This is a genomic window from Bradyrhizobium sp. WSM2793, assembly GCF_000379585.1.
Lineage (GTDB): Bacteria > Pseudomonadota > Alphaproteobacteria > Rhizobiales > Xanthobacteraceae > Bradyrhizobium.
In genome coordinates, this window is the sequence record NZ_KB902803.1 from 57759 (window position 1) to 78630 (window position 20872).

The 20872-nt window shown below is 56.5% G+C and carries 13 protein-coding genes and 1 pseudogene; 5 read left to right on the forward strand and 9 right to left on the reverse strand.

The window, feature by feature from the left end; genetic code table 11:
• Nucleotides 1-496 precede the first annotated feature (496 nt).
• From A3AS_RS0131500 to A3AS_RS45820, 5 genes are all read right to left on the reverse strand, one after another.
• Nucleotides 497-1843: an aspartate aminotransferase family protein gene (locus tag A3AS_RS0131500; RefSeq protein ID WP_026202562.1), complete on the reverse strand. Its 1347-nt coding sequence runs from the start codon at nucleotides 1841-1843 to the stop codon at nucleotides 497-499.
• Nucleotides 1844-2168: 325 nt separating this feature from the next.
• Nucleotides 2169-2870 carry a hypothetical protein gene (locus A3AS_RS0131505; RefSeq protein ID WP_026202563.1) on the reverse strand — a complete coding sequence of 234 codons (702 nt, stop codon included), beginning with the start codon at nucleotides 2868-2870 and terminating at the stop codon, nucleotides 2169-2171.
• Between the two features lie 304 nt (nucleotides 2871-3174).
• Nucleotides 3175-3546, reverse strand: a complete 372-nt coding sequence (locus tag A3AS_RS49400; protein WP_018321471.1) for a hypothetical protein — start codon at nucleotides 3544-3546, stop codon at nucleotides 3175-3177.
• Nucleotides 3547-3893: 347 nt separating this feature from the next.
• Nucleotides 3894-5180, reverse strand: coding sequence for a diaminobutyrate--2-oxoglutarate transaminase (locus tag A3AS_RS0131515; protein WP_371260733.1), 1287 nt, complete (start codon nucleotides 5178-5180; stop codon nucleotides 3894-3896).
• 1082 nt (nucleotides 5181-6262) lie between these two features.
• Nucleotides 6263-7486 carry a Xaa-Pro peptidase family protein gene (locus tag A3AS_RS45820; protein WP_198293741.1) on the reverse strand — a complete coding sequence of 408 codons (1224 nt, stop codon included), beginning with the start codon at nucleotides 7484-7486 and terminating at the stop codon, nucleotides 6263-6265.
• A gap of 964 nt (nucleotides 7487-8450) precedes the next feature.
• Here A3AS_RS45820 and A3AS_RS44080 point away from each other — a divergent pair.
• The 5 genes and pseudogenes from A3AS_RS44080 to A3AS_RS45830 all read left to right on the forward strand — a co-directional run.
• Nucleotides 8451-9482 carry a hypothetical protein gene (locus A3AS_RS44080; RefSeq protein ID WP_020508774.1) on the forward strand — a complete coding sequence of 344 codons (1032 nt, stop codon included), beginning with the start codon at nucleotides 8451-8453 and terminating at the stop codon, nucleotides 9480-9482.
• A gap of 11 nt (nucleotides 9483-9493) precedes the next feature.
• A complete protein-coding gene (locus A3AS_RS44085) occupies nucleotides 9494-10531 on the forward strand; it encodes a pyridoxal-phosphate dependent enzyme (protein WP_018321476.1) in 1038 nt (345 codons plus the stop codon).
• 11 nt (nucleotides 10532-10542) lie between these two features.
• The gene (locus tag A3AS_RS0131535) at nucleotides 10543-11754 is read left to right on the forward strand and encodes an ATP-grasp domain-containing protein (protein WP_018321477.1); all 1212 of its coding nucleotides are present in this window, start codon (nucleotides 10543-10545) and stop codon (nucleotides 11752-11754) included.
• A gap of 9 nt (nucleotides 11755-11763) precedes the next feature.
• Nucleotides 11764-13251 carry a lyase family protein gene (locus A3AS_RS45825; protein WP_084674952.1) on the forward strand — a complete coding sequence of 496 codons (1488 nt, stop codon included), beginning with the start codon at nucleotides 11764-11766 and terminating at the stop codon, nucleotides 13249-13251.
• Between the two features lie 344 nt (nucleotides 13252-13595).
• Nucleotides 13596-13886, forward strand: a pseudogene (locus A3AS_RS45830) (transposase); the annotation flags it as partial.
• A 325-nt stretch (nucleotides 13887-14211) separates the two neighbouring features.
• On the opposite strand, the gene A3AS_RS45835 reads toward A3AS_RS45830, so the two are convergent.
• The 4 genes from A3AS_RS45835 to A3AS_RS0131565 all read right to left on the reverse strand — a co-directional run bounded on the left by A3AS_RS45835 (nucleotide 14212) and on the right by A3AS_RS0131565 (nucleotide 20520).
• Nucleotides 14212-14973 carry a CmcI family methyltransferase gene (locus tag A3AS_RS45835; RefSeq protein WP_157644439.1) on the reverse strand — a complete coding sequence of 254 codons (762 nt, stop codon included), beginning with the start codon at nucleotides 14971-14973 and terminating at the stop codon, nucleotides 14212-14214.
• Nucleotides 14974-15925: 952 nt separating this feature from the next.
• Nucleotides 15926-17068 carry a pimeloyl-CoA dehydrogenase small subunit gene (pimD, locus tag A3AS_RS0131555; protein WP_018321482.1) on the reverse strand — a complete coding sequence of 381 codons (1143 nt, stop codon included), beginning with the start codon at nucleotides 17066-17068 and terminating at the stop codon, nucleotides 15926-15928.
• A 105-nt stretch (nucleotides 17069-17173) separates the two neighbouring features.
• Nucleotides 17174-18361, reverse strand: a complete 1188-nt coding sequence (pimC, locus tag A3AS_RS0131560) for a pimeloyl-CoA dehydrogenase large subunit (RefSeq protein WP_018321483.1) — start codon at nucleotides 18359-18361, stop codon at nucleotides 17174-17176.
• Between the two features lie 1298 nt (nucleotides 18362-19659).
• Nucleotides 19660-20520: an acyl-CoA thioesterase II gene (locus A3AS_RS0131565; RefSeq protein ID WP_020508775.1), complete on the reverse strand. Its 861-nt coding sequence runs from the start codon at nucleotides 20518-20520 to the stop codon at nucleotides 19660-19662.
• Between the last annotated feature and the right edge of the window lie 352 nt (nucleotides 20521-20872).

The following is a 20872-nucleotide window of genomic DNA, read 5'->3' on the forward strand; positions in this document are numbered from 1 at the left end:
ACTGCTGGCTTGAACGCCAGCGAAGCGTTGGTCTCTTCGCCGCAGAGACGTCATCGACCGTGTCCCTTTGGCAGATACGGACCTTTCTCATCTACGATCCGCGATCGACTAGCTATATTGATGTTGTGCCGTACCCGCTTCTCCCGTGCAGACCTCGATCGCAATTGCGAGCTCAAGGCCGTCTCCTGTCAATCGCAGGATGCAATGACGACCGCGCCTCGACATCGGCCCGCTCACGCAGTCGCAACATAACGCATTGACTCGCTGCCCAGCCTTGACGAGGGGGGCCACTTGCAACGTTCCGGTGGCCCATTCGACGGCGGGCGCGCAAAAGCCATCGCATTGGCGGTATCGCTATTCCTATTGCTACGCGAGTTGCCCAATGCCGGTCGTCTGACACGCTAGGATCAGAGCCAAAGGCGGCCTCCGGGCGAAGACCAATTTACCACGATGCCGCAAGCGCGCGGGAACAATTTGCACAAGTGCCGTTCCTTGATCATGTGCGCACCTCAGTGGCGTCGACGGTGTCTTGATGGCTGTCGAGAAAGGCCGCGAACACATCAACAATGAGTTCGGCGTCGACGTGAGTCATCGGCGTCGAGATCGACGCAGCAGCGCCTTGCGGCAGAATAATGCCATTCTCCGCAAAAAAACGCGTCAGTTGCTTCATGAGAGCCATTGCCGCAGCTGTGGGATGGGCCTCACGATAGTCATTCGGGATTTGTGCCATCGGATGGATCCGAAAGAGTGAGGCGGCTCCAGTGACGCACAGTGGCGCGCCCCGGGTTGAAATGACTCGACCAATCCCGTCCCGGACAAAATTTCCAAGCAACTCCAGATGTGCGAAAGCTGCATGGTCGAGGTACCGCATCGCGACGAGACCTGCTGTCATGGACAGAGGATTGGCGGAAAATGTACCGCCCTGTGGAAGCAGTGGCCGGCCGGCTGAGGCATCGAATACTTTCATTACGTCTTCGCGACCGCCGACTGCTCCAATCGGCAAACCACCGCCGATGATCTTGCCCATCGTGACGAGATCTGGAACAACGCCGTAGCGAGCGGAAGCCCCCTGGAAACCCTGCCTGAGATTCAGGACTTCATCAGCAATCACCAGAAAGCCCTTGTCACGGGCAGCCTCCTGAACCGCAGCAATAAATCCAGGCTTCGGCGCAATCAGACCGCCACGGCTTGGCATTGGATCCAAAAGGACGGCCGCAAGGCTGCGCGCATGCAATGCCAACGACCGGCGTGCACCTTCAACATCATTGAAGCGAAGCACGAGCACTTCATCAAGCACGCTAGCGGGCATACCGCGATAAACGGCCGTTGACTTAGGTGTGGCAGGATCACCCCAATTATCCGGCGTCGCCATTAGACTCACCTCGCCCCAGTCGTAAGCGCCATGATACGCTCCTTCGAGCTTGGCGATCTTCGAACGTCCAGTGAAGGCTCGCGCTGCCTTGATTGCAAACAGCACGGCCTCAGTCCCCGAGTTGACGAAACGAACACGATCAACCTGCGGAATCCGGCCGCAAAGTAGTTCGGCGAGTTCAATTTCGCTTTCTGTCGGATTTGCGAAGCAGCTGCCGCGCTGGAGTTGATGGGTCAATGCTTCCACGACGGGCCCGAAGGCGTGACCGTGGATTAACGTTGTGAAGTTACAATTGAGGTCGAGGAACCGACGGCCATCGATATCAAAGAGATAGCTGCCCAACCCGCGCTCAATATAGACTGGGACAGAATCGCGATCGATAGTTACTCGCGACGTACCGTCTGGGAAAACCAGCCGCGCGCGGGCAAAGCTATCCCTTGATTTCTGCCCAACACGCGAGCTTCCAGCCATGTTCGAAGCTGTCCCCCTGGGTTCACATCGACATATCACTTAGGTCTTCTGGCGGAGCAGAGCTCCACTTTAAGACCCTTCTGCCGAACCGCTGACATTCGTCCTTAATTCACTCCCGACATATCGCTCGAGACGTCTCATTGTCTCGGAGCGCGGTCATAGCGACATTGCTGGCAGATGCATTTCTCGCGTGTATGCCGCACTTAGTTACCGCGCATTTCGGAACTTTTGCAGATTCATCGTACCGCAAGTTGAGTGCACGAGTGGACCGTGCCTGTTGTTGTGAGGCGCGCAGCGACCGCAATTGCTGGCCAGGATCACGAGGCTACGCCAGCCCGCTCATGCCGCGACCATAAACAAGGTTTCTTAACTCCTCGCCGGTTAGCCAAACTAGCAAATTGTCGTCCTCAATGTCCTCTTCTACTAGCTGCAATATCGACCCACCGGGTTCATGATGTGCATATCCATATTGCGCAAGTACGCCCTTATCCAGCAGCCATGGCTCCGCGAGTCCACATAGGAAGTCGGGAGACCACATCGCAAAAGATAGGGCGCGTAATGTTCCAGCCATGATCTTGGCAATCCCCTGTCCTCTGAAGTCACGGCGCAGCCAAAAATCTCCGTGGTAGGCTACCTTTCCGGTGATCTTCTTAGCGCTTGGCGCCGCGCAAGTACAACGGTCCTGAGGGTGTGCGTGTCTGGTCGGGTCAGCGTAGAACGCCTTCAGGGATTCAAGATGCTCTGCAAAGTTGCTGTGCGAGAGATCATACAGTCGAGCAGCCTCTACAAGAGCGACCTCATTATTTTTGTCGACGCCTATCATCCAATATCCCTCGCCTGACTTAATGGGTGAGCGATCTGGCCGGAAATTTGGATATGTCGGCTTCTTTGTTGGAAGGACTCGTGCGATCGATACATACTCGTGAAAATCGAAACCTATGGAGAGCTTGATGCCTTTTTGAACGGCGGCGTCGTCATATACCCGAAGGAAGCGTGAGACTTGCAACAGATTGATTGTGCTTTTCATTGCTGCACCTCGGTTATCATGATGCGTCGCGCCCTAGCCTAGACAGCGAGTTACCAGATGATGGTACAGCATTCTCAATGGATTGAGACACTACCTACTCTGGCGGGGAATATTGGATTCGATGTTTGGGGGAACTGGTGTTGGGACGCGACTGAGATTCCGCGCCCTAGAGGAGTCGATGGGGTCGCGGGCTTGCGAGGCAGATGATGCGTCCGGACCAGTCCGACGAGCTGGTAATGTTGTCGAATATCCGTCGTTGACCTGCCAATCAGTTGGGAGAAAACCTGCTAGGATCAGCATCAACCTACCTGACGAGACGATGGATTTCTAAACAGGTAACCTCGCGGGCGAGCGCACATGTCACGGGCAGCACTTGATCGGGCCGCACTGCTGCCACGCGGCCGGCGGGCGCCCTCAGATTTGATGCGGATGTCCATCGCGCGTTGCATGGTAACTCCGTCCCGACGGTCGACTCGTCGGGCCCTTTGAGGAACTTGTCGGGGTTCTTGTGCCCCATGATCTTGGTCAGCTCGGCTGCCGTGTTGTAGATCTTGCCAGGGTCAACCACGTTGGTCATCCCGTTGGCAACGATCTCTTTCTGCACGTTCGCCAGCGCCATGGTCTGGGCAAACTGCTGGGCCTTGCCGCCGTTGCCGAGGCCGACATTGATGGTCATGTCATTGCGGGTTTTCCAGCCGCGCGGGACAGCGTGACGACCCGTGGCGCCTATTCGGTTGGGTCGGACTTGACGATCGCAGACGTGATCTGGCCGCCGCTGTCGTTGATCTTTCGGATCGCTGGAATCCCGGGCAGCCGTTTCCGCGGCCCGCCCGCACGTCGAAATCAGCGAGAGGCCACGCCTTCTGCGGCGGCGCCTATCGCCTCTCGAGCGCCAGCGTGGCGCGGTCAATAATCGACGCACTCGACTGCGCCGAAGACCATGACGGCCGCGCAATCAGGCATTGAGCTTCCCCGGCCGCCTCAAGTTAAGGCTCCGCTTATTGACAGAGTGACGAGCGGCGCTCAAGTCGCTCCAACCTTCGTCTGTTTCAGTGTTTCGACCAGCGCCTCTTCGAATATCGCGAGGCCTTGATTCAGTGTCTCAAGATCGATCGTGAGTGCAGGCAAAAACTTTACGACTTGACCGGCAGGCTCGCATCGCTCGACAATCAATCCTTTCTCAAATGCCTTGCGTGTTGTCGCCTCTGAGATTTCGGGCACCTGACAATCAAACCCCAACGTCATGCCCCGTCCGCGAACAGCAAAAATGCCGTTTCCATGCTGAGATGCAATCGCCTCAAGTCGGCGCCGCACAACTTCTCCCATATGGGAAATGCATTGCGAAAACGTCCGGCAGCGCCAATAAAGGTCTATAGCTGCGGTTGCAGACACAAATGCAAGGTCACCGCCTTGAACCATGCTAGCATTTTCTCCTAAACATGCGTCTAGCCCTTCTTTGATCAGCAACATTGATAGCGGCAGACCGTATCCGCTTAGCGATTTCGCTAGCACTATAATATCTGGCGACAACCCTGCAAATTCAAAGCTAAAGAATTCGCCGGTGCGACCACAACCCACCTCGATATCATCAACTATCAAGAGGGCGCCGATGTCTCTTGCGATGGCCTGAATTGACTGTAGCCATTCCTTACTGGCAACATTTATACCCCCTTCCCCCTGCACAGCCTCGACCAGAATGGCAGCGGGAAGATCGATGCCACTGCTCTCATCCATCAATACCTTTCTCACGTAATCAGCCGTATCAACAGCTGGGCCAAGATAACCATCATAGGGCATGACACTTGTGCCAGATAAACCACTCCCGCTGACAGCGCGATAAAGGCGACTACCATTCGCAGCAATCGCTCCTAAACTCAGACCATGATAACCATGCGTGAAAGAAATTATATTTTGTCGGCCCGTTACTTTGCGCGAGAGCTCTATGGCTGCCTCAATGGCATTAGCACCAGTTGGCCCCGAGAATTGGAAGTGGTATTGCAGACCCCGTTCCTGAAGTATGACAGAGTTGAAAGTCCCCATGAATTTGAGTTTTGCGGGGGTGGCTATGTCAGGCCCGTGGACTACGGCATCCGCGGCTAGATACTCAGAAATAGCAGCTTTTATCGCGTGATTATTTTGGCCGTAGTTCAGTGCGCCAGCACCGGAGAAAAAGTCGATGACCTTTCGACCATCCTCCGTCAACATAATAGAGCCGCGGGCTCGACTGAAAATAGCCCGACATGAACGTGTGTCCGCGCGGACGTTTGATTCTAGGACTTCGAAAGCCTGCATATTACACGGCTCGCTCATCGCTCTCTCATACCCTTCTCTTCCGGAAATGCGCGGATTTAGTGAACAAGTACGCTCTTCTCGCACTGCGCGAGCTGTCGACATCGCGACCGGAAGATGCGCGAGCCTCGGTGACGACGCGCTTCTCCTGGAACGGCCTACGCACCTATCTGAGGAGCGGGCGCAACGCACCTGCCAGAGCTCATAGTATTCTATGGCTCAAAACTACGCACCCACGATGTAGGCGAGCGTGGTCGATCTCAGAACACGGAGGGGCTTATCAAGTATCTTGACAAGGAGTTTCCGAGCGGAGGAAATCGGGAGAGGCTAGCGTGGGACGCGCAGCTGTGTTAAGCTGCCTGTCAGTCGTGGAGCTTGAGAGGCGGTTAAACGCTGCGCAGTCGCTCCGCAGCCGAGCGGCCATCGTCCGTTCTCAAATCAAGCACCGCGTGGGCTGCAGGCCGCTTTGATACATCAACGTCGCCACACTTGCTTAATCTGCGCGATGACGGCTTGGAGCAGGCCAAGTCCGTTAGGTGAAGTCGAAAATCATCGTGATCGAAAGCAGCTTCTCGAGCTGCGTGGCGGCGATTCGGTGGTGCCAATCCATAACCGTGCGTCGGAGGATGCCATGGCTTCATCAAGGTCATAGTCGATGGAGAATGCCTTTCCGCCAGTACCGTCACGACGATAACTCGAGTGCCGCCGACCTCGTCCGCCCTACCGAGACGCCTGCTACACTCATTTTTTACTGCCGAGCTAAATGTGCTGTAGCGGCACGGATTGCCAGGCGTTCGATTGATTGTCGCGACAGTTTCGGGAGCACGTCGGCCCCGACCTCCACCGGGCTCGCGCACAACGAAGCTATCTCCCTCGCGGCGTGCCTCTAAGGCAGATCGACCAAATGGGACTTTCTAGTATCGAATAGTTTAGGGCCCTTCAATATTCCCATGCCCTCGCATGAGAATCACGGTCCACACACCAAACCAATCATAAGCGAAAATATGTTGATGGGCTGTAGGCAGTATGAGTAGCGCCTAGCCATCTTCCCGCTTCTTCCCGCTTCATGCGCAGCGAATTCTAGGCTGCGAATGCCCTTCTTTCTAGTTCGCAACAACCGGTATCGTTCGAGCGGCACGAGACGTAAGCAATTGGGCGTCGGCTTCGGTCACTACAACAACCTCTTCGTGGAGCATCAACTTCGGTGAGCCATCAAAATACGAAGGATAAATCGTGCTTGGCTCAATGTTGATAATCATACCCGCCTTTAGTATCGTCCTATCATCAGCTTGAACCGAGGGCAGCTCCGGCATCCACAAACCTACGGAGTGCCCCATTCGCCCGATACTTGTGAGTTTGCCTCGATTACTTGCGCAATTTAGCACATCTGACATTGCTGTCCAAACATCGCAGATCGGAATGCCAGGCTTAACTGCGGCAATTCCCGCCTCCGTCGCATCCCAAACGAGTTGATGGGCGTCTTGCGTATGCGGATCAGGTGCGCCGAAAGCAAAGTTTCGATTGAAGTCACTCCAATAGTAATTGAACAGGCAGCCGGCATCGATAAACAACAAGTCTCCATCTGAGAGAACCTTGTCAGTCGGGACGCCGTAGGGCCGCGTATAACCTCCACGCCCAGAAACGCTGCTAATTCTCGTTGTCTTGTCGACGCCGCGAGTGAAGCATTCCAGCTCAAAGATGCGGCAGGCTTCTCGTTCCGTCATGTGACGGCGCAACCTTGCTGGCAAAGTATCAAATGCCTCTGAAACAATCCTGCATACAGTACGAATTCGCTCAATTTCTGACGGCGACTTGATCATCCTCAGGGGACTGAAAATCGGATCTGACGCATCGGCAAACGCTCGAGGTTTGATCGCATCCACAACACGCAAGAAGTCTCCTACAGGAAAGCCAAGCCTGCTTTCCGTTCCTAACTCTGTCCCGATCTTGGCATGCCCTGGCAACAGCTCAGCCAACGCTTTAGCAAGCGTGGAAACCCCCTCATCTTTCGGATTCGGGCCAGGCCAAGTTCGATAATTTTTCACCCAGGTGGTTTGTTCATAAAACTCAGCCAAGCCCGTCGGGAGAATTGCAACAATCTCACCGAAGGAAGGGATAAGAAGGAAGCGCGGCCGGGTAGTCGCATGCGGCGTCGCGCTGATTTCACCAACAAAATAGCGCAAATTATGTTCGGACGTCACGAGAAGTGCATCGAAAGCGTATTGTTTCATTAAACGCCGCGCTTGATCGATCCGGTTTTCATATTCCGTTTGCGAAAACGGAGCGTAAGGAATCGTTACGATGGAAGCAACGTCGAGAGCCGTCATAATTCTTCTCCACAAACGCTCTAATAGAGCGGCACCAAGCATGAGAATACAAGGAGCTTGGACAAGCTGGTACGTTTGTCAGTAAGCTCGTCTGAAGTGATCCTATCGGTCGCCCCTCGAAACAAACTTGCTATCCTGGATTCAACTCCAAGCTGGCTACACAGATCATGTCCTGATAGTATATCACTCCTCAACGCTCAGGGATGATAGTTGACGGTTGATGTCTCGAGCCTCGGACGGTTCTTTCCAACCTCCGCGCGCGCACTTCTTGCCCGACCTTCGGCAGCCTGAAATCGATACCACGATCACGGCCGCGTATTTTTATGCACGCCGAACGGGAACAATGAAGCGGTGAGTATCCCTGCACGGAACTGTATTCGGATCAGACCGCAGAACGGCTAAAGGGCGGCTACAGAATTCAAGCCATGCGGAGCGCCTGGGTTGTACCGAATGTCGCCCAAGGGGATGCCCAGAGCCTTGGCTCGCACGAAATGAAGCGGCGCGCCTAATCGTTGCAGCGATGTACGACGTTTGGCATATCCTAGGGCGGCCGGAGGGAAAAGTTGGAGCGGATCCTTTTCAGGCCCGTGACCGCAGGGCGACGTGGAGCTACTGCAGCCTCCCGCTCCTGGTAGGTGCGTGCAGATGTGCGGCTGGCTAATATCCCGCTAGCAGATGCGGTAGATCAATCGCAAAGCGGCATGCGGCGCTGACTAGAACCCAGAAGAGTTTTCTTCATGGAAGTCAAAATCATGAAGTTCGACCTCGTTCATTTTGCGGAACACATCATACCGGTCTGCCTCTGCGGATATAAGAGCAGACTCTTACTACAGATGCAGAGCAACGATGCCATAGTACAGTATTGGATAGTGTCCCCGAGCACGAGAGGTTGTTTCCGTGGGCTTTGCCGCGTTCAAATCAAATCAACTGCGGCTTGGTCGCCCAGCTACTGCAGCCGATTGAAATGATCGACATCCCGCTGAAACTTGCGACGTACGGTCCACGAGCGTTCCAGCGGCGGCTCGCGAAAACATCCGGCATAGCGACCTGCCATCCGCACTTCGGCGAACTGCTCCAGGGCGCCTTCAATGTCGCGGAAGGAGGGCACCGCCGGACGATACGTGCACTCGTCTCAGTTCACATGCCGTACTCCGACGGGGCGGTCGCTCGCGTAACGTTGGAGCCGAGCCGCATGGGAAAGTACGCGCCCGAGGTCGGCCACACCGGCATCCAAGTGAGACCGCCCCATTTTCGCAAATGTGAGATTGCTGCTCGGCTTGCGCTCGATGCGTTCGGAATGACGAGCATGGCGGCGAACCTCGAAGTAACGACGTTCGTCCAGGAAGGCGCCGGCATGGGCTCGTCTACGACCGGCGTAGTGGCCTCCATCCGCGCAACTGTCCAAGCCGTTAGCGCCTATCGGGCGTCTCCCATCATTCTGGCGCCTCATCTGCAAGCAAAGCTCGCGGTTGCGGCTGAGCATGCTAGCGACTCGCTGATGTTTGACTGCACGGCCAGCACCGTCCTGTTCGCCCAGCGCATTGGCAAGGTTGTCCGGACGTTCAATGGTCCTCTCCCGCAAATGCATATTCTGGGGTTTGACACCGGCTCCGCCGGTGGCGGTATCGACACCGACCGATTACCGCGAGCCCGCTACTCGCGCGACCAGATCGCCGCCTTCGGGTGCGCGTTGGCGGTTCTCGAGCGCGCAATTGCTGAGCAGAGCGTCGCGCTCGCTGGTCGGGTTGCAACGTTTTCCGCGACTACGAGCGAGACCGCAATGCGGAATCCGCTCAAAAAGCCGAAGTTCAACGAACTTCTCCGCATTAAGGAAGGCACCGGCTCTGCCGGTATCGTCGTCGCCCATAGCGGCACCATCGCTGGCCTGATCTTCGACCCAGCTCTGCCCGACCTCCGTACCCGAGTGGGTGAGGCCAGTACCGCGATCGCTCGCCTCGGTTTCGATCGCCTTCTCACCTTTTCCACCCCGTATTGAGGATACACGGGATGGCCGACACGCTCTCCGACATCATCAGCGCTCATGCGCCCCTCAAGATCATTTCATTGCGGCCTGAGAATTTGGCCGCGCTCGATTTCAGGATTATGAAGGTGTTTCCGGCCTTCAACATCATCGAAACAGGTCTTCGCAACGGCGACATCGGTTCCAACACGACCGTGGTCGAAACGTCGAGCGGAACGATGGCTCTTGGGCTTGCCATCGTTTGCATGCACTTAGGGCTCAAGTTGCACATCTTCGGCGATCAGGCGATCGAGCCACCGCTCAGACGTACAATGGAGGATTTGGGAGCCGAGGTACACCTCATCGACGCGACATCATCCGACGCGAACGTCCAGGTGCTTCGTAAACAGGCGCTCCTGGACTTTATCGATCGTACCGCCGCCAGCTGGTCAAGACAATATGACAACCTCGGCAATCGCCTCTCCTATGCGCGTCCCGCTGAGGAGGCGATCAGGCGATTAGGCAAGATCGACGTCATGGTCGCAACGGTAGGCTCAGGAGGTTCATCCTGTGGTCTTGCCCACTACTGCCGCGCATTCTTTCCCGAGATGAAACTCGTTGGAATCGACACGTTCGGTAGCGTATTGTTCGGGCATTCGGCAGGTCGTCGCGATCTGCGCGGTCTCGGCAACAGTATTCTCCCCGGCAACTTGTGTCACGAGGCGTTTGACGAAGTCCATTGGCTCGGCGCCAACGAAGCATACCAAGCTGCGCATCGACTTCATCGTGAGACCTCACTGAAGCGCGGGCCAACGAGCGGGGCGGCCTACCTTGTCGCCAAGTGGTATGCGGAGCGTTTTCCCCGAAGCAAAGTGCTCGCCGTGTTCCCAGATGACAGCAATCGTTACGAGCACAACGTCTACGATCCAGCGTGGTTGCACGAGCACAGCTATCGGGCCGAGCTCGCTGCGATCGAACCTATTCTCGTCCGTCATCCCCTTTGCGCTAAGGGCGGCTGGTGCCGTTTCGATTGGAGCCGCCGATCGCTAATCGGCGTGATGGGGTCTCCTGGTTTCGTGCACTGAAGGCTACTGCGATGACCATGTCCGCCGCGATTTTCATTGAGTCCAATAGTTCCGGCTCGGGCGCCGATTTCATTCGGCGCGCGCGAGAACTAGGGCTCGTTCCCATCCTTGTCACGGCCACGCCTGAGCGGTATCCATTTGTCCACGGCAGTCCGGACCTCGACCTACGCACATGCGATACTTCCTCAGAAGCCGCTGTTTCTAGCGTCGTCGACGATATCGCCACGGTGATGCCGATCGAGTTGCTCACGACGTCGAGCGATCTCTATCTTTATACAGCCGCGCTGCAAGCCAAGCGACTCGGGCTTACCGGCCCAAGTCCCGATGCCATCGCACTTTGCCGGGACAAGGCTCGACAGGCTGACGCCTTGCGCAAGGCGGGCATTATGGTCCCCCATAGCGCTGCCGTCCGCACCGTCTGTGATATCCGCGAGGCCATCGCACGAGTCGGGTTGCCTGCAATCGTAAAGCCGATCAGCGGAACCGGTAGCGTCGGCGTCACACTGGTGGAAACCGAAACCGAAGCCATCCAGGCTTTGCGCAATCTGCTCGGAACCACGACGGACGTGCGCGGCCGTCCCATCCAATCTGGTGCCCTTCTGATGTCATACATCGCGGGCGACGAGTTTTCCGTCGAGATTCTCGACAGCCGGGTCATCGGCGTGACGCGGAAACATCTCGGACGCCTTCCGTATTTCGTCGAGATCGGACACGATGCGCCAGCAATAATGTCGCCTCAGTTGCGAGCGCAAATCGTACATGAAGCCCTTCGCGCGATAAGGGTCCTGCATCACGCGCGGGGACCGGCTCATGTCGAACTCCGGACACACCAGGGCAGCGTCACAATCATCGAAGTTAATCCGCGCCTCGCCGGCGGCTCGATCCCCAGCCTTTTCCGTCACGCGACTGGCTTCGATCCGGTCCTAGCTGTTCTCCGCAGCCTGCTCGGACTGCCCTCCGCAACTCCGACCAAAGGCGCTCACGGCTCGATCCGATTCATCGTGCCGGAGTGCGACGGCGCCTTCGACCTCCCTCTGCCCCGCGAGCGCGTCGTCGATCGCTTCGGACTCGCGGAGTTTGCCCTATATCGCACTCTGCCGACAGAATTCAGGCGCAGCAACGATTTCCGCGACCGAATCGGTCATGTCATCGCAGTTGACGACGATCCGGCTGCTGCTGCGTGGCGTTCCGAGTCTGCGCTTGCTTTCATTCGCCATGCATGAGGAGATAACATGGAAGACACAGGCCGCATCAAATCGACTCTCCATCCTGAAGCGAGCTCCATCGTTTTCGACGCCGATCTTCGGCAGGCAGTGAGCGAAGAGCTACCGCTCTACGCCGAAATTGATCGAGCCCAGGCTATCATGCTTGAACGAGTCGGGTTGATTGACCGCGATCTCGCCAAAAAGGTGCTCGTCGAGCTCGATAGATTGCAGGCCGAGAGATTCAATAGCCTTGCTTTTTCGCCTGCTCCTCGCGGCTCCTATCTCGCCTATGAGGATCATCTCCGCTCGGTAATCGGCAAAGAAGCCAGTAATCTACATCTTGGTCGGAGCCGCAACGATATCAATGCAACACTCGTAAAGCTCAAGGTAAGAGGTCCATATCGAGAATTGGCCGGCGAACTCCTCGAGCTTCTGCGAGTGTTGTGCAGGCTGGCTCGCGCTCACCTTGGAACGGTCTTCCCGCTGCATACTCACCGTCAGCCTGCCTTACCATCCACCTTCGCGCATCATCTGGCAGCGTTCGCCAGCGCGTTGGCGCGAGATGTAGATACACTTCTGGCTGTGCATCCGCTCCTCAATCGCTCCTGTCTCGGTGCTGGCGTGGGAGGTGGCACGACGTTGCCAATCCTACCGGACTTGACGGCAAGGCTGCTCGGCTTCGCGACGCCGCCGGTCAACTCCATCGACAGCGTCGCATCTCGCGATCTGGTGCTTCGCCTACTCGCCGCTTCCGCAATTCTCGGATCGAATCTAAGCCGCATCGCCGAGACGTTACTGCTCTGGGTGGGCGAAGCCGGGTTGGCTATCCTCCCGGATGAACTGGTTGGCTCTAGTTCCGCGATGCCTCACAAGCGGAATCCCTTCCTCCTTGAGCAGGTCCAGGGAAAGGCGGGTGCAGTAATTGGCTGTTTCGTCGCCGCGGTCACTGGCATGCATAGCACGCCGTTCACGAACTGCGTGGCCGTCGGAACGGAAGCCACTCGCCATGTCTGGAATGGGATCGACAACGCCATTGGGTCGGTGCGCCTCATCCGACTATGTTTTTCTGGGCTGATGGTCGCTGAAGATGCTTCGTCGGCTATGCTCGACAGGTCGTTCGTGAATGCCATGGAAGTGGCGACGCGGCTCGCCGTCGACGGCGACCTCGATTTTCGCTCCGCTCATAATGAGGTCGGGCAGCTGGTTACGGCAGCTGTCGGGTGCGGTGCACCGAGTCTTTTGGCGATGGTGCAAAGAGGCCGAATCCTCGATTCCGAGGTCTCGCTGGCGCCAGAGGTCATTGCGAGAACGGCTCGAGCAGGAGGAGGGCCCGCTCCAGAGGCCGTTGCCGCAGCGCTCGACGCGCTCGAAAGGGAGATCGAACAATCAGCCGCGCTTTTGCGCGATATCGGCTCTGGTTGGAGCTGTGCTCGAGAACAGCTTCGATGCGCAATCGCGAGCCTCAACCGACCAACACTTCAACAGATCGACAAAGAAGAAGGAGCCCCGCACTAGCACGCCGTATTTGTCTTTTGCATCGCTACGGAGTTAGAGATCGGGTGTCCACGCACGTGCTCAAACGCCTTAAAAGTAAAGCGCCTGGTCGAGGGCACCGGACAGGAAATTGACGGACAAGTCCCGGCGCGGCTACTGTTGCGATCATCGATGATGTAGCGACTATGCACCCTTACGCTCCAATTTGGAACCGCTTCGGCGAAGTGGATGCGTCCAGTATCGTAAGTTGGCAAAAAGTGCCAGCGCCCCAAATGCGATCCTGACGGTTCAAGAGCCGTAAAAGAGGCTACTCCGAACGAGTGGCCCACCAAGTCAGGGGAAAGTCCCTAAGGGACATCTGGGAAATGGGGTGTGCGCGGCGGCGAACGGGAGAGCTGTTTAGCTAATTGATCTAGAGGCGCGGGTACGGCGTGATCATCCGCTGCGAGTGATCCGGACGATCGTGAACGAGGCGCTTGCGGTGCTGGAATCCGAGTTTACGGCGCTCCATTCGCCGATGGGGCGCCGTTGATCCCGTCGGAGAAGCTGCTGTGGGCGATGCTGTTGCAGGCGTTTTATTGATCTGCTCGGAGCGTCTTCTGATGGAGCGGCTGGAATACGACCTGATATTCCGCTGGTTCGTCGGAATCGGCATGGGACCATTCGGGGGGCTTCGAAAAAACCAGCCGGGAACGTCATGTAGGCAAGCACGTCCGCCTCGGCTTCATCCAGGAAGGTAGCGAGCTCGGCGCAGCTTGGAGCGTAACGCTGGTCGGTGAGTTCGCAACCCGACCCTATCGGGGAATCGCCGGGCCACTACCCGCAAAGATGCTATTTGAGGGTGCGCGTGCCGCGGCTTTGCCCTATCGAGCTACACCAATACTCGAGACGCGACCGACGGGAGCTACTCAAGAGCGGCCCCCGGCCGACGCCGCACCGGTCCGCGCATTAATGAAAGCGACGGTGTCTCAAAACCCACGCTTACGACTTTCGTAGCCATGCATTTGGAGCACAAGTAACATTCGTTCCAAACGCGTCGGTGTAATACGTGTCGACTAAATATCCTGATTGCTCGACCAACTGCAAGCCGTTGATGATCTCTTTATCAGCTCTCATAGGTTCATCTTCAATTACGTAGTAATCTCCTGACACTAAAAAGTGGTTCAAGTAAGAAAATACCGAAAATACTTGCACGTGTGCGTCGTCAATCACAAGCCATGGATGAGGCAACCTCTTCAGCAGGATTTCATCGAACGTGGCAACGTCCGAAAGGTCAACCTGATGAAAGCTAAGAAGTGGATGGTTTGCATTTTTATGGATACATTGGGTGTGCAAATCAAAAGAGTGCACCTCGCCGGGATTCTCACAAAGAATCGACATATGATCAGCAAACCACAGTCCGCTGCCACCCTGATAGGAGCCGAGTTCTAAAATTGTCCTCGGTTGAAGTTCCCAAATAAGCCTTGGATATAGAGCTAGATCAAAGGCGGTCTTGACAACCATTAAGCCTTTGTATGCGAGAGCCAAGGCTCCAAGTTTTGTGGAGATTCTCTGAAAGCCTCTTGGGTGCATAGATCGCATCCATCCTCGCGCCGATGGTTTTGCAAAACGATCAGAATCGTCAGCATTAACGACGCTGTTTATTCCGACTCCTATATCAAGAAGTCCGTCCGGTCTTATTTGCTCGGGGTAGTTCTTGTGTGCGGCCTCCCAAAAGGCCTTGTATCCGGAAGCGAGTTTCACCGGTTCATCTCCGTGCTGCGCCTGTCATTGTCTCACGAAAATACGTAGCCTCTATCAGTTTCACCTCTTGCGTGATCTGGCTGTAAAACTGTTCACTCGCGCCAATACTCAACACGGCCGCGTGCCCGGTTTTCTGTTTGAATGACGCTCCAATCTCCATTTCCGAGCATGACCAGCATCGGCCTTGCTGTTGACTACGATCAATCGGGCAAGTCTCATCAAGATTCCTGGGACGGGGCCGCAACGACGAGTTTGGTCGCGGTCGCTTCTTGCTCCTCATCTCAGCAATCCGCGTGCCAGTCATGCTTATGGTGCTCGCTTGCTCAATCGTTGAAAACACGCCTGGTTGCCAGGACGTCCGCTGGAATTGCCGCGACGCTTTGTCCGGTTCGCGACATCGTCGTCGTCTACTAGACAGGGATCGTAGGATAAAAGGCTGAGGTTAAGACGATCACGGTCGCCTCTCGTGCCGACCTTGCGCTTCTTCTTGAGGATGTGTGAGTCATTGAGGAATCTAGCACGATCTGGGCAGTTTAGCCGAGCTGCGTTATTGTCATGCTGACGCTCTCGGTCCGTGGCATGGACAGCGGCCGGCTGGTTTGGGTGTCTTGGAGTCTGACTGAAGCCATTTTTGGAGGTAATCGGGTGGAAGGTGCGGCGCGCCTCGGTAGTCTCTGTGTTGCGCTCTGCTAAGGCCCAGCGAATGCGGGAGCGCCAGCTCGTGCTGGTTATGATCTGATCCAGTCTGTCACGAAACACTCCAGCGCCTTCGGTCGCATAATTCCGCTCCACTATGGCGAACAAATCACGCTCGCAGATCGGAATTTGAAGTTGAAATCGCAACGCGGGTTGGGCCATTCTCGGCTGGCGTCTTTTCTAAGGCGGCCCGCTAGGAGGCCCGCAAGCCTACTTCCCCATCAAAGATCAGTGATTTTTTACACATAAACACAGATCACGCCACCACGCCGCTCTCACTAATGCGGCGGAGGTGATAATCGGCATCGCCGAATCTCTTCTCGATCATGGTCAGCCGCTTGAAATAGTGGCCGATCTTGGCTTCCATGGTCATTCCAATGCCGCCATGGAGCTGGATCGACTGCTGCCCGATGAATTTTCCGCTCCTGCCGATCTGCACTTTTGCTGCGCCAACCGCTTTCGCGCGCTCGGCAATATCATCAAAATCAGCAGCCATTGTCGCGAACATCGACATCGATCGCGCCTGTTCCAGCGCCACGAACATGTCGGCGGCTCGATGCCGCAGGCTCTGGAACGAGCTGATCGGCACGCCGAACTGCTTTCGCGTCTTCATATATTCGATTGTGATCTTAAGAGATTCGTCCATCAATCCGACGGCTTCCGCGCAGAGCGCGGTGCGAGCGTCGTCGACCACGCGCTCGACCAGCGACAGGCCGTTCTCTGGATCGCCGATCACAGCGTTGCTGCCCAATTCGACGCCAGTGAAGTTGATATCGGCGGCATATTCGCCGTCCTGAGTCGGATAGGTGTTTTTGGAGATGCCCTTAGCGTCGGCGGGTATCAGGAAGATGCCGATACCGCTTCTATCGTGCCTGGCGCCTTTGGTGCGCGCGGTGACAATGAGCACGTCTGCGTTCTCGCCATTGATGACGACGAACTTTTTTCCGTCAACGACCCATCCGCCTCTCTTATCCCTCGCCGACGTGGTGACGTCATTCAGGTCATAGCGCGAGTTCTTCTCGAGCTGGGCAAACGCAAATGTCTTAGTGCCGTCGATGATTGCGGGAATATTCGCGGTCTTCTGCGCGGCTGAGCCGCCATGGCGTAAGAACCCGCCGCCTATTACAACGGTCGGCAGATAGGGCTCAAGCACCAGCGCGCGGCCAAGCGCCTCCATAACTATCATGGTCTCCACCGCCCCGCCGCCGAAGCCGCCGTCGGCTTCCGCGAAGGGTAGGCCCAACAGCCCCTGCTGGGCGAGCCGGCGCCAGATGGCTTTGCTCCAGCCGCCCTTCTCCTTCAGGTACTCCTTGCGCTGCACGAATTCGTAGGCGTCGGTCAGAAACCCATCAACGCTTTCCCTGAGCAGCCGCTGCTCCTCGGACAAATCGAACTCCATATCTTTGGTTCTTCCCTGACTAACTCTGCTATTGGCCCTCTTCACCTCGCCCCGCTCTTTTGCCGCCGAAGCTTCAGCGAAGGTGAGAACGGCGGTGAAAGGGAGTTAAAGCCCCAGCACCACCTTGGCAATGATGTTTCGCTGGATCTCGTCGGAGCCGCCGTAGATCGAGACTTTGCGGTTGTTGAAGTAGCTAGGCGCGATCTGCGCGGTCCAGTCCATCGCCTCGTCCGAAGATTCGGGATGCTCATCATAGGGTGCGGCGAACGGCCCGATCACCTCCATCAAGAGCTCAGTCGTGGTCTGCTGGATCTCGGCACCCTTGATCTTGAGCATGGAAGAAGCCCCATTGGGCTTACCCTTGCCGTCCTTGTCTTCATCCGCGACAACGCGCAGCTGCGTGAGCTCAAGTGCCTTCAGCTCGATCTCGCAAGCGGCGAGCTTCTCCCGGAACGCGGGATCCTCAATTACAGGACGGCCATAAGACTCAATATTCGAGGCTAGCTTCTTGATGCGACGGATGCGTTCCTTGGAGACGCCGACGCGCGCAATGCCACAGCGCTCATTGCTGAGCAGGAACTTTGCGTAATCCCAACCCTTGTTCTCCTCGCCGACGAGGTTTTCCACGGGCATCTCGACATCGTCGAAGAACACCTCATTGATCTCATGGCCGCCGTCGATGGTCTGGATCGGGCGCACGGTGATGCCCTTGCTCTTCATGTCGACCAGGATGAAAGAGATGCCGGCCTGCTTCTTCGCAGCCGGATCGGTGCGGCAGATACAGAAGATCATATCGGCATATTGCGCGAACGTGGTCCAGGTCTTCTGTCCATTGATGATCCACTTGTCTCCTTTGCGTTCGGCTTTTGTCTTGAGCGAAGCTAGGTCGGAACCAGAGCCAGGCTCCGAGAAGCCCTGGCACCACCAATCGTCGATGTTCGCAATGCGCGGCAGATAATATTTCTTTTGCGCCTCGTCGCCGAAGGTGTAGATGACCGGGCCGACCATACTCACGCCGAAGGCGAGCGGCGTCGGCGCCGGATACATCTGCAACTCTTCCTTGAAGATGTAGTGTTGCACCGAGGTCCAGCCTGTGCCGCCATATTCCTTGGGCCAGTGGCTAACGCCCCAGCCCTTCTCGTTGAGGATCCGCCACCACGTGACCATTTCCTCCTTCGAGACATCGCGACCTTCTACCATCTTGCGCAGCATCGCCGGCGGCACACTGTCGCGCAGGAACTGCCGTACTTCCTCCCGGAACGCTTGCTCTCCTTCTGTAAATGCAAGATGCATCCGATTCTCCTGTGAAACAAACTTGTAGCGAACATCGAGGCAGCTATTCCGGGCACGCGCCCGAAATCAGTCACTTACATCGGACAGCTACCTATCCAGGGATGCCAATGCGAATCGGCAGCAACATTGGGCCAAACCGGACAAAGGACACACCAATTTTTCTCGTCTTTCAGGGCCATGCGAATCATCACACTCGTCTTGGAATCTCCGCGAGCCAGCCATCACCGATGTCGGCCATGCGGAGGAGCTCGATTTGCCGATGCTTTCTTTCCGAAAGGCGACTTGTCTCACTGAGGCATGTTTCTCTCCATGAATCGATCATCAATGATTGCGCGGCTACTGCCACGCTCGTTTCTCTTTCATAAAAGGGCAGCCCTCTTAGCTGACCAAAAGCATCGCTCGTCTTCGCGCGTATGAATGCAGACAGCCCTACCTCACTCAGTGTTGCCGTCTCTCAATAGCAATGGCCGTGCCAGCGGCGTCCAAACGCTTTAAGACTCCGAATTGCTTTGAAGAGAGTTCGCCCAGAGCTAGCAACGGCCGGTGTTTTGAGGCCGACAGCTGTCGTGCCGTTGATAGCAATCGGACAAAGATTGGCGATCGTTTGCGCCAAAAGGCTGTGTCGCGGCAGCTCGCGGAGCCGAATTGCTAACTGTTGAACAGAACGTGTCAGGCCGATGCGAGAAGACGTCGCCTGCTGAAAATAATCGGAATAACCAACAGCACTTGACTCTAATGAGAGCTGTCTGGATAGGGCGTAGCGGTAATCAGGTCGTCGGAGCGTTAATGAGCCGCGTGCCGAGTTTATCAGGACCGACTGTAATAATGACAGGCTTGTGGAAACGCTTGCAGATGTGTTGACTCGCTCTCGCTCTCGCTGGCGACGGGCGCCGGAAGCACCGCTGTTCATCTTTGATCGCAATTAGCCAGCACTTGCTCGTGTGCGCACCTTCCGTGTACGATTCTCAATATCTTTCATTCAGAAGGAGAAGCGAGACTTTTTGACGATGCGGACAGAAGTCCTTGCTGCATGCCCCGACGCGCCTAGCTGGAGCCAGAACAATCCTGACTTCGCCGATCAACAGCTTTGCCCGAATATGCTCCAGGGCCGAGAGACGGATGGCTACCGCCTCGGCACGCAGGGCCGTGATCTCTGCTTGCATGGTTCTCGCGTTGCTGGTTAGGATTAACGAGACGACCTTGCAACGCCTGCGTGCGCAGGATGTCTGCCGTGGGCATCGCGATCGCGACTCTCGAAGCGGCCATGATCACGAGACAGTTTGTACGTACGCAAAGGCTCAGCGTCGCTCGCGCACCGAGCCCTCCTGCGCGACGGAGGCAACCAGAGTTCCGTTTGGCTTGAAGATCAAGCCGCGCGTGAGGCCGCGTCCGCCTTGTGCGCTTGGCGAATCCTGCGTGCAAAGCAGCCANTCGTCGGCGCGGAATGGGCGGTGAAACCACATTGCGTGGTCGAGGCTTGTGCGGATATCCCGCTTGTCGAACGGCGTGCGGCTATAGCGCGCCGTGATCGCATCCAGCAGTGGGTAATCCGAGGCATAGGCCAGCGCGCACATATGCAGGGCCGGATCATCAGGCAGCTTCGTGGCGGTCTTCATCCAGACGTGAATGCGGCCATCGTCGATCTTCTGACCAGCATAACGGACAATTTCGACCGGGCGCAGTTCGATTGGGCGGTCGGATTCATAATAGCGTAGGATAATTTCCGGCATCTCGGAAAACATCGGATGCTTGAACAATTCCTCCGCCGTGAGTGTTTCCGGCGGCGGCACGTCAGGCATCTTGTCCTGGTGGTCGAAGGCGCTCTCCTCCTTGGTGTGGAACGACAGCATGATCGAGAAGATCGCGTTGCCATGCTGGATTGCGGTGACACGCCGGGTCGAGTAGCTCTTGCCATCGCGCAGTCGTTCGACCTGGTAGATGATCGGCACCTGCGGGGCGGCGGGCTGGATAAAATAACAGTGGAGTGAATGCGGCAGCCGTCCTTCCACCGTGCGGCATGCCGCGACCATTGCCTGCCCGATTATCTGGCCGCCAAACACCCGTGGCGAGCAGGTGTTCGGACTGTTGCCGCGAAACAGGTTCACCTCGATCGGCTCGAGGTCGAGAATTGCGAGCACGTCGATCAGGCTCTGGGACATATGGCGCCCTTGGGTTGTTTGCGTCATTCCGGGGCATTCGGGAACACGAGTGAACCCGAAATCTGGAGATTACTGATCAGATTCCGGGGGGCGGCCCTTTCGAGCAGTACCGGAATGACGGCGTCGCCTTTTGGGCCCGCGCCTCGTACATCTGTTTCGCGACTTACAGACGCGGCCAAGCTTCAATCGGCCGATCGCACTCAACAGTGCTGCGCCTATGGCATTGATTTGCACAAATCGATAAGTTTCATTTTGAACTCTTGCTGTGACTGCGGGATTTGGAATGGAGTCCCTCACAGTCCCCAGCAATTGGCGTGCCAAAAAACGCTATCCGAGCCTTGCTTGAAGATAT

What these genes read in the sequence shown, in the direction of transcription:
- A3AS_RS44085 (WP_018321476.1), top strand. Translation starts at nt 9,494, where the DNA reads ATGGCCGACACGCTCTCCGACATCATCAGCGCTCATGCGCCCCTCAAG.
- A3AS_RS49400 (WP_018321471.1), bottom strand. Translation starts at nt 3,546, where the DNA reads ATGACCATCAATGTCGGCCTCGGCAACGGCGGCAAGGCCCAGCAGTTT.
- A3AS_RS0131505 (WP_026202563.1), bottom strand. Translation starts at nt 2,870, where the DNA reads ATGAAAAGCACAATCAATCTGTTGCAAGTCTCACGCTTCCTTCGGGTA.
- A3AS_RS44080 (WP_020508774.1), top strand. Translation starts at nt 8,451, where the DNA reads ATGATCGACATCCCGCTGAAACTTGCGACGTACGGTCCACGAGCGTTC.
- A3AS_RS0131515 (WP_371260733.1), bottom strand. Translation starts at nt 5,180, where the DNA reads ATGAGCGAGCCGTGTAATATGCAGGCTTTCGAAGTCCTAGAATCAAAC.
- pimD (WP_018321482.1), bottom strand. Translation starts at nt 17,068, where the DNA reads ATGGAGTTCGATTTGTCCGAGGAGCAGCGGCTGCTCAGGGAAAGCGTT.
- A3AS_RS0131535 (WP_018321477.1), top strand. Translation starts at nt 10,543, where the DNA reads ATGACCATGTCCGCCGCGATTTTCATTGAGTCCAATAGTTCCGGCTCG.
- A3AS_RS0131500 (WP_026202562.1), bottom strand. Translation starts at nt 1,843, where the DNA reads ATGGCTGGAAGCTCGCGTGTTGGGCAGAAATCAAGGGATAGCTTTGCC.
- pimC (WP_018321483.1), bottom strand. Translation starts at nt 18,361, where the DNA reads ATGCATCTTGCATTTACAGAAGGAGAGCAAGCGTTCCGGGAGGAAGTA.
- A3AS_RS45825 (WP_084674952.1), top strand. Translation starts at nt 11,764, where the DNA reads ATGGAAGACACAGGCCGCATCAAATCGACTCTCCATCCTGAAGCGAGC.
- A3AS_RS45820 (WP_198293741.1), bottom strand. Translation starts at nt 7,486, where the DNA reads ATGACGGCTCTCGACGTTGCTTCCATCGTAACGATTCCTTACGCTCCG.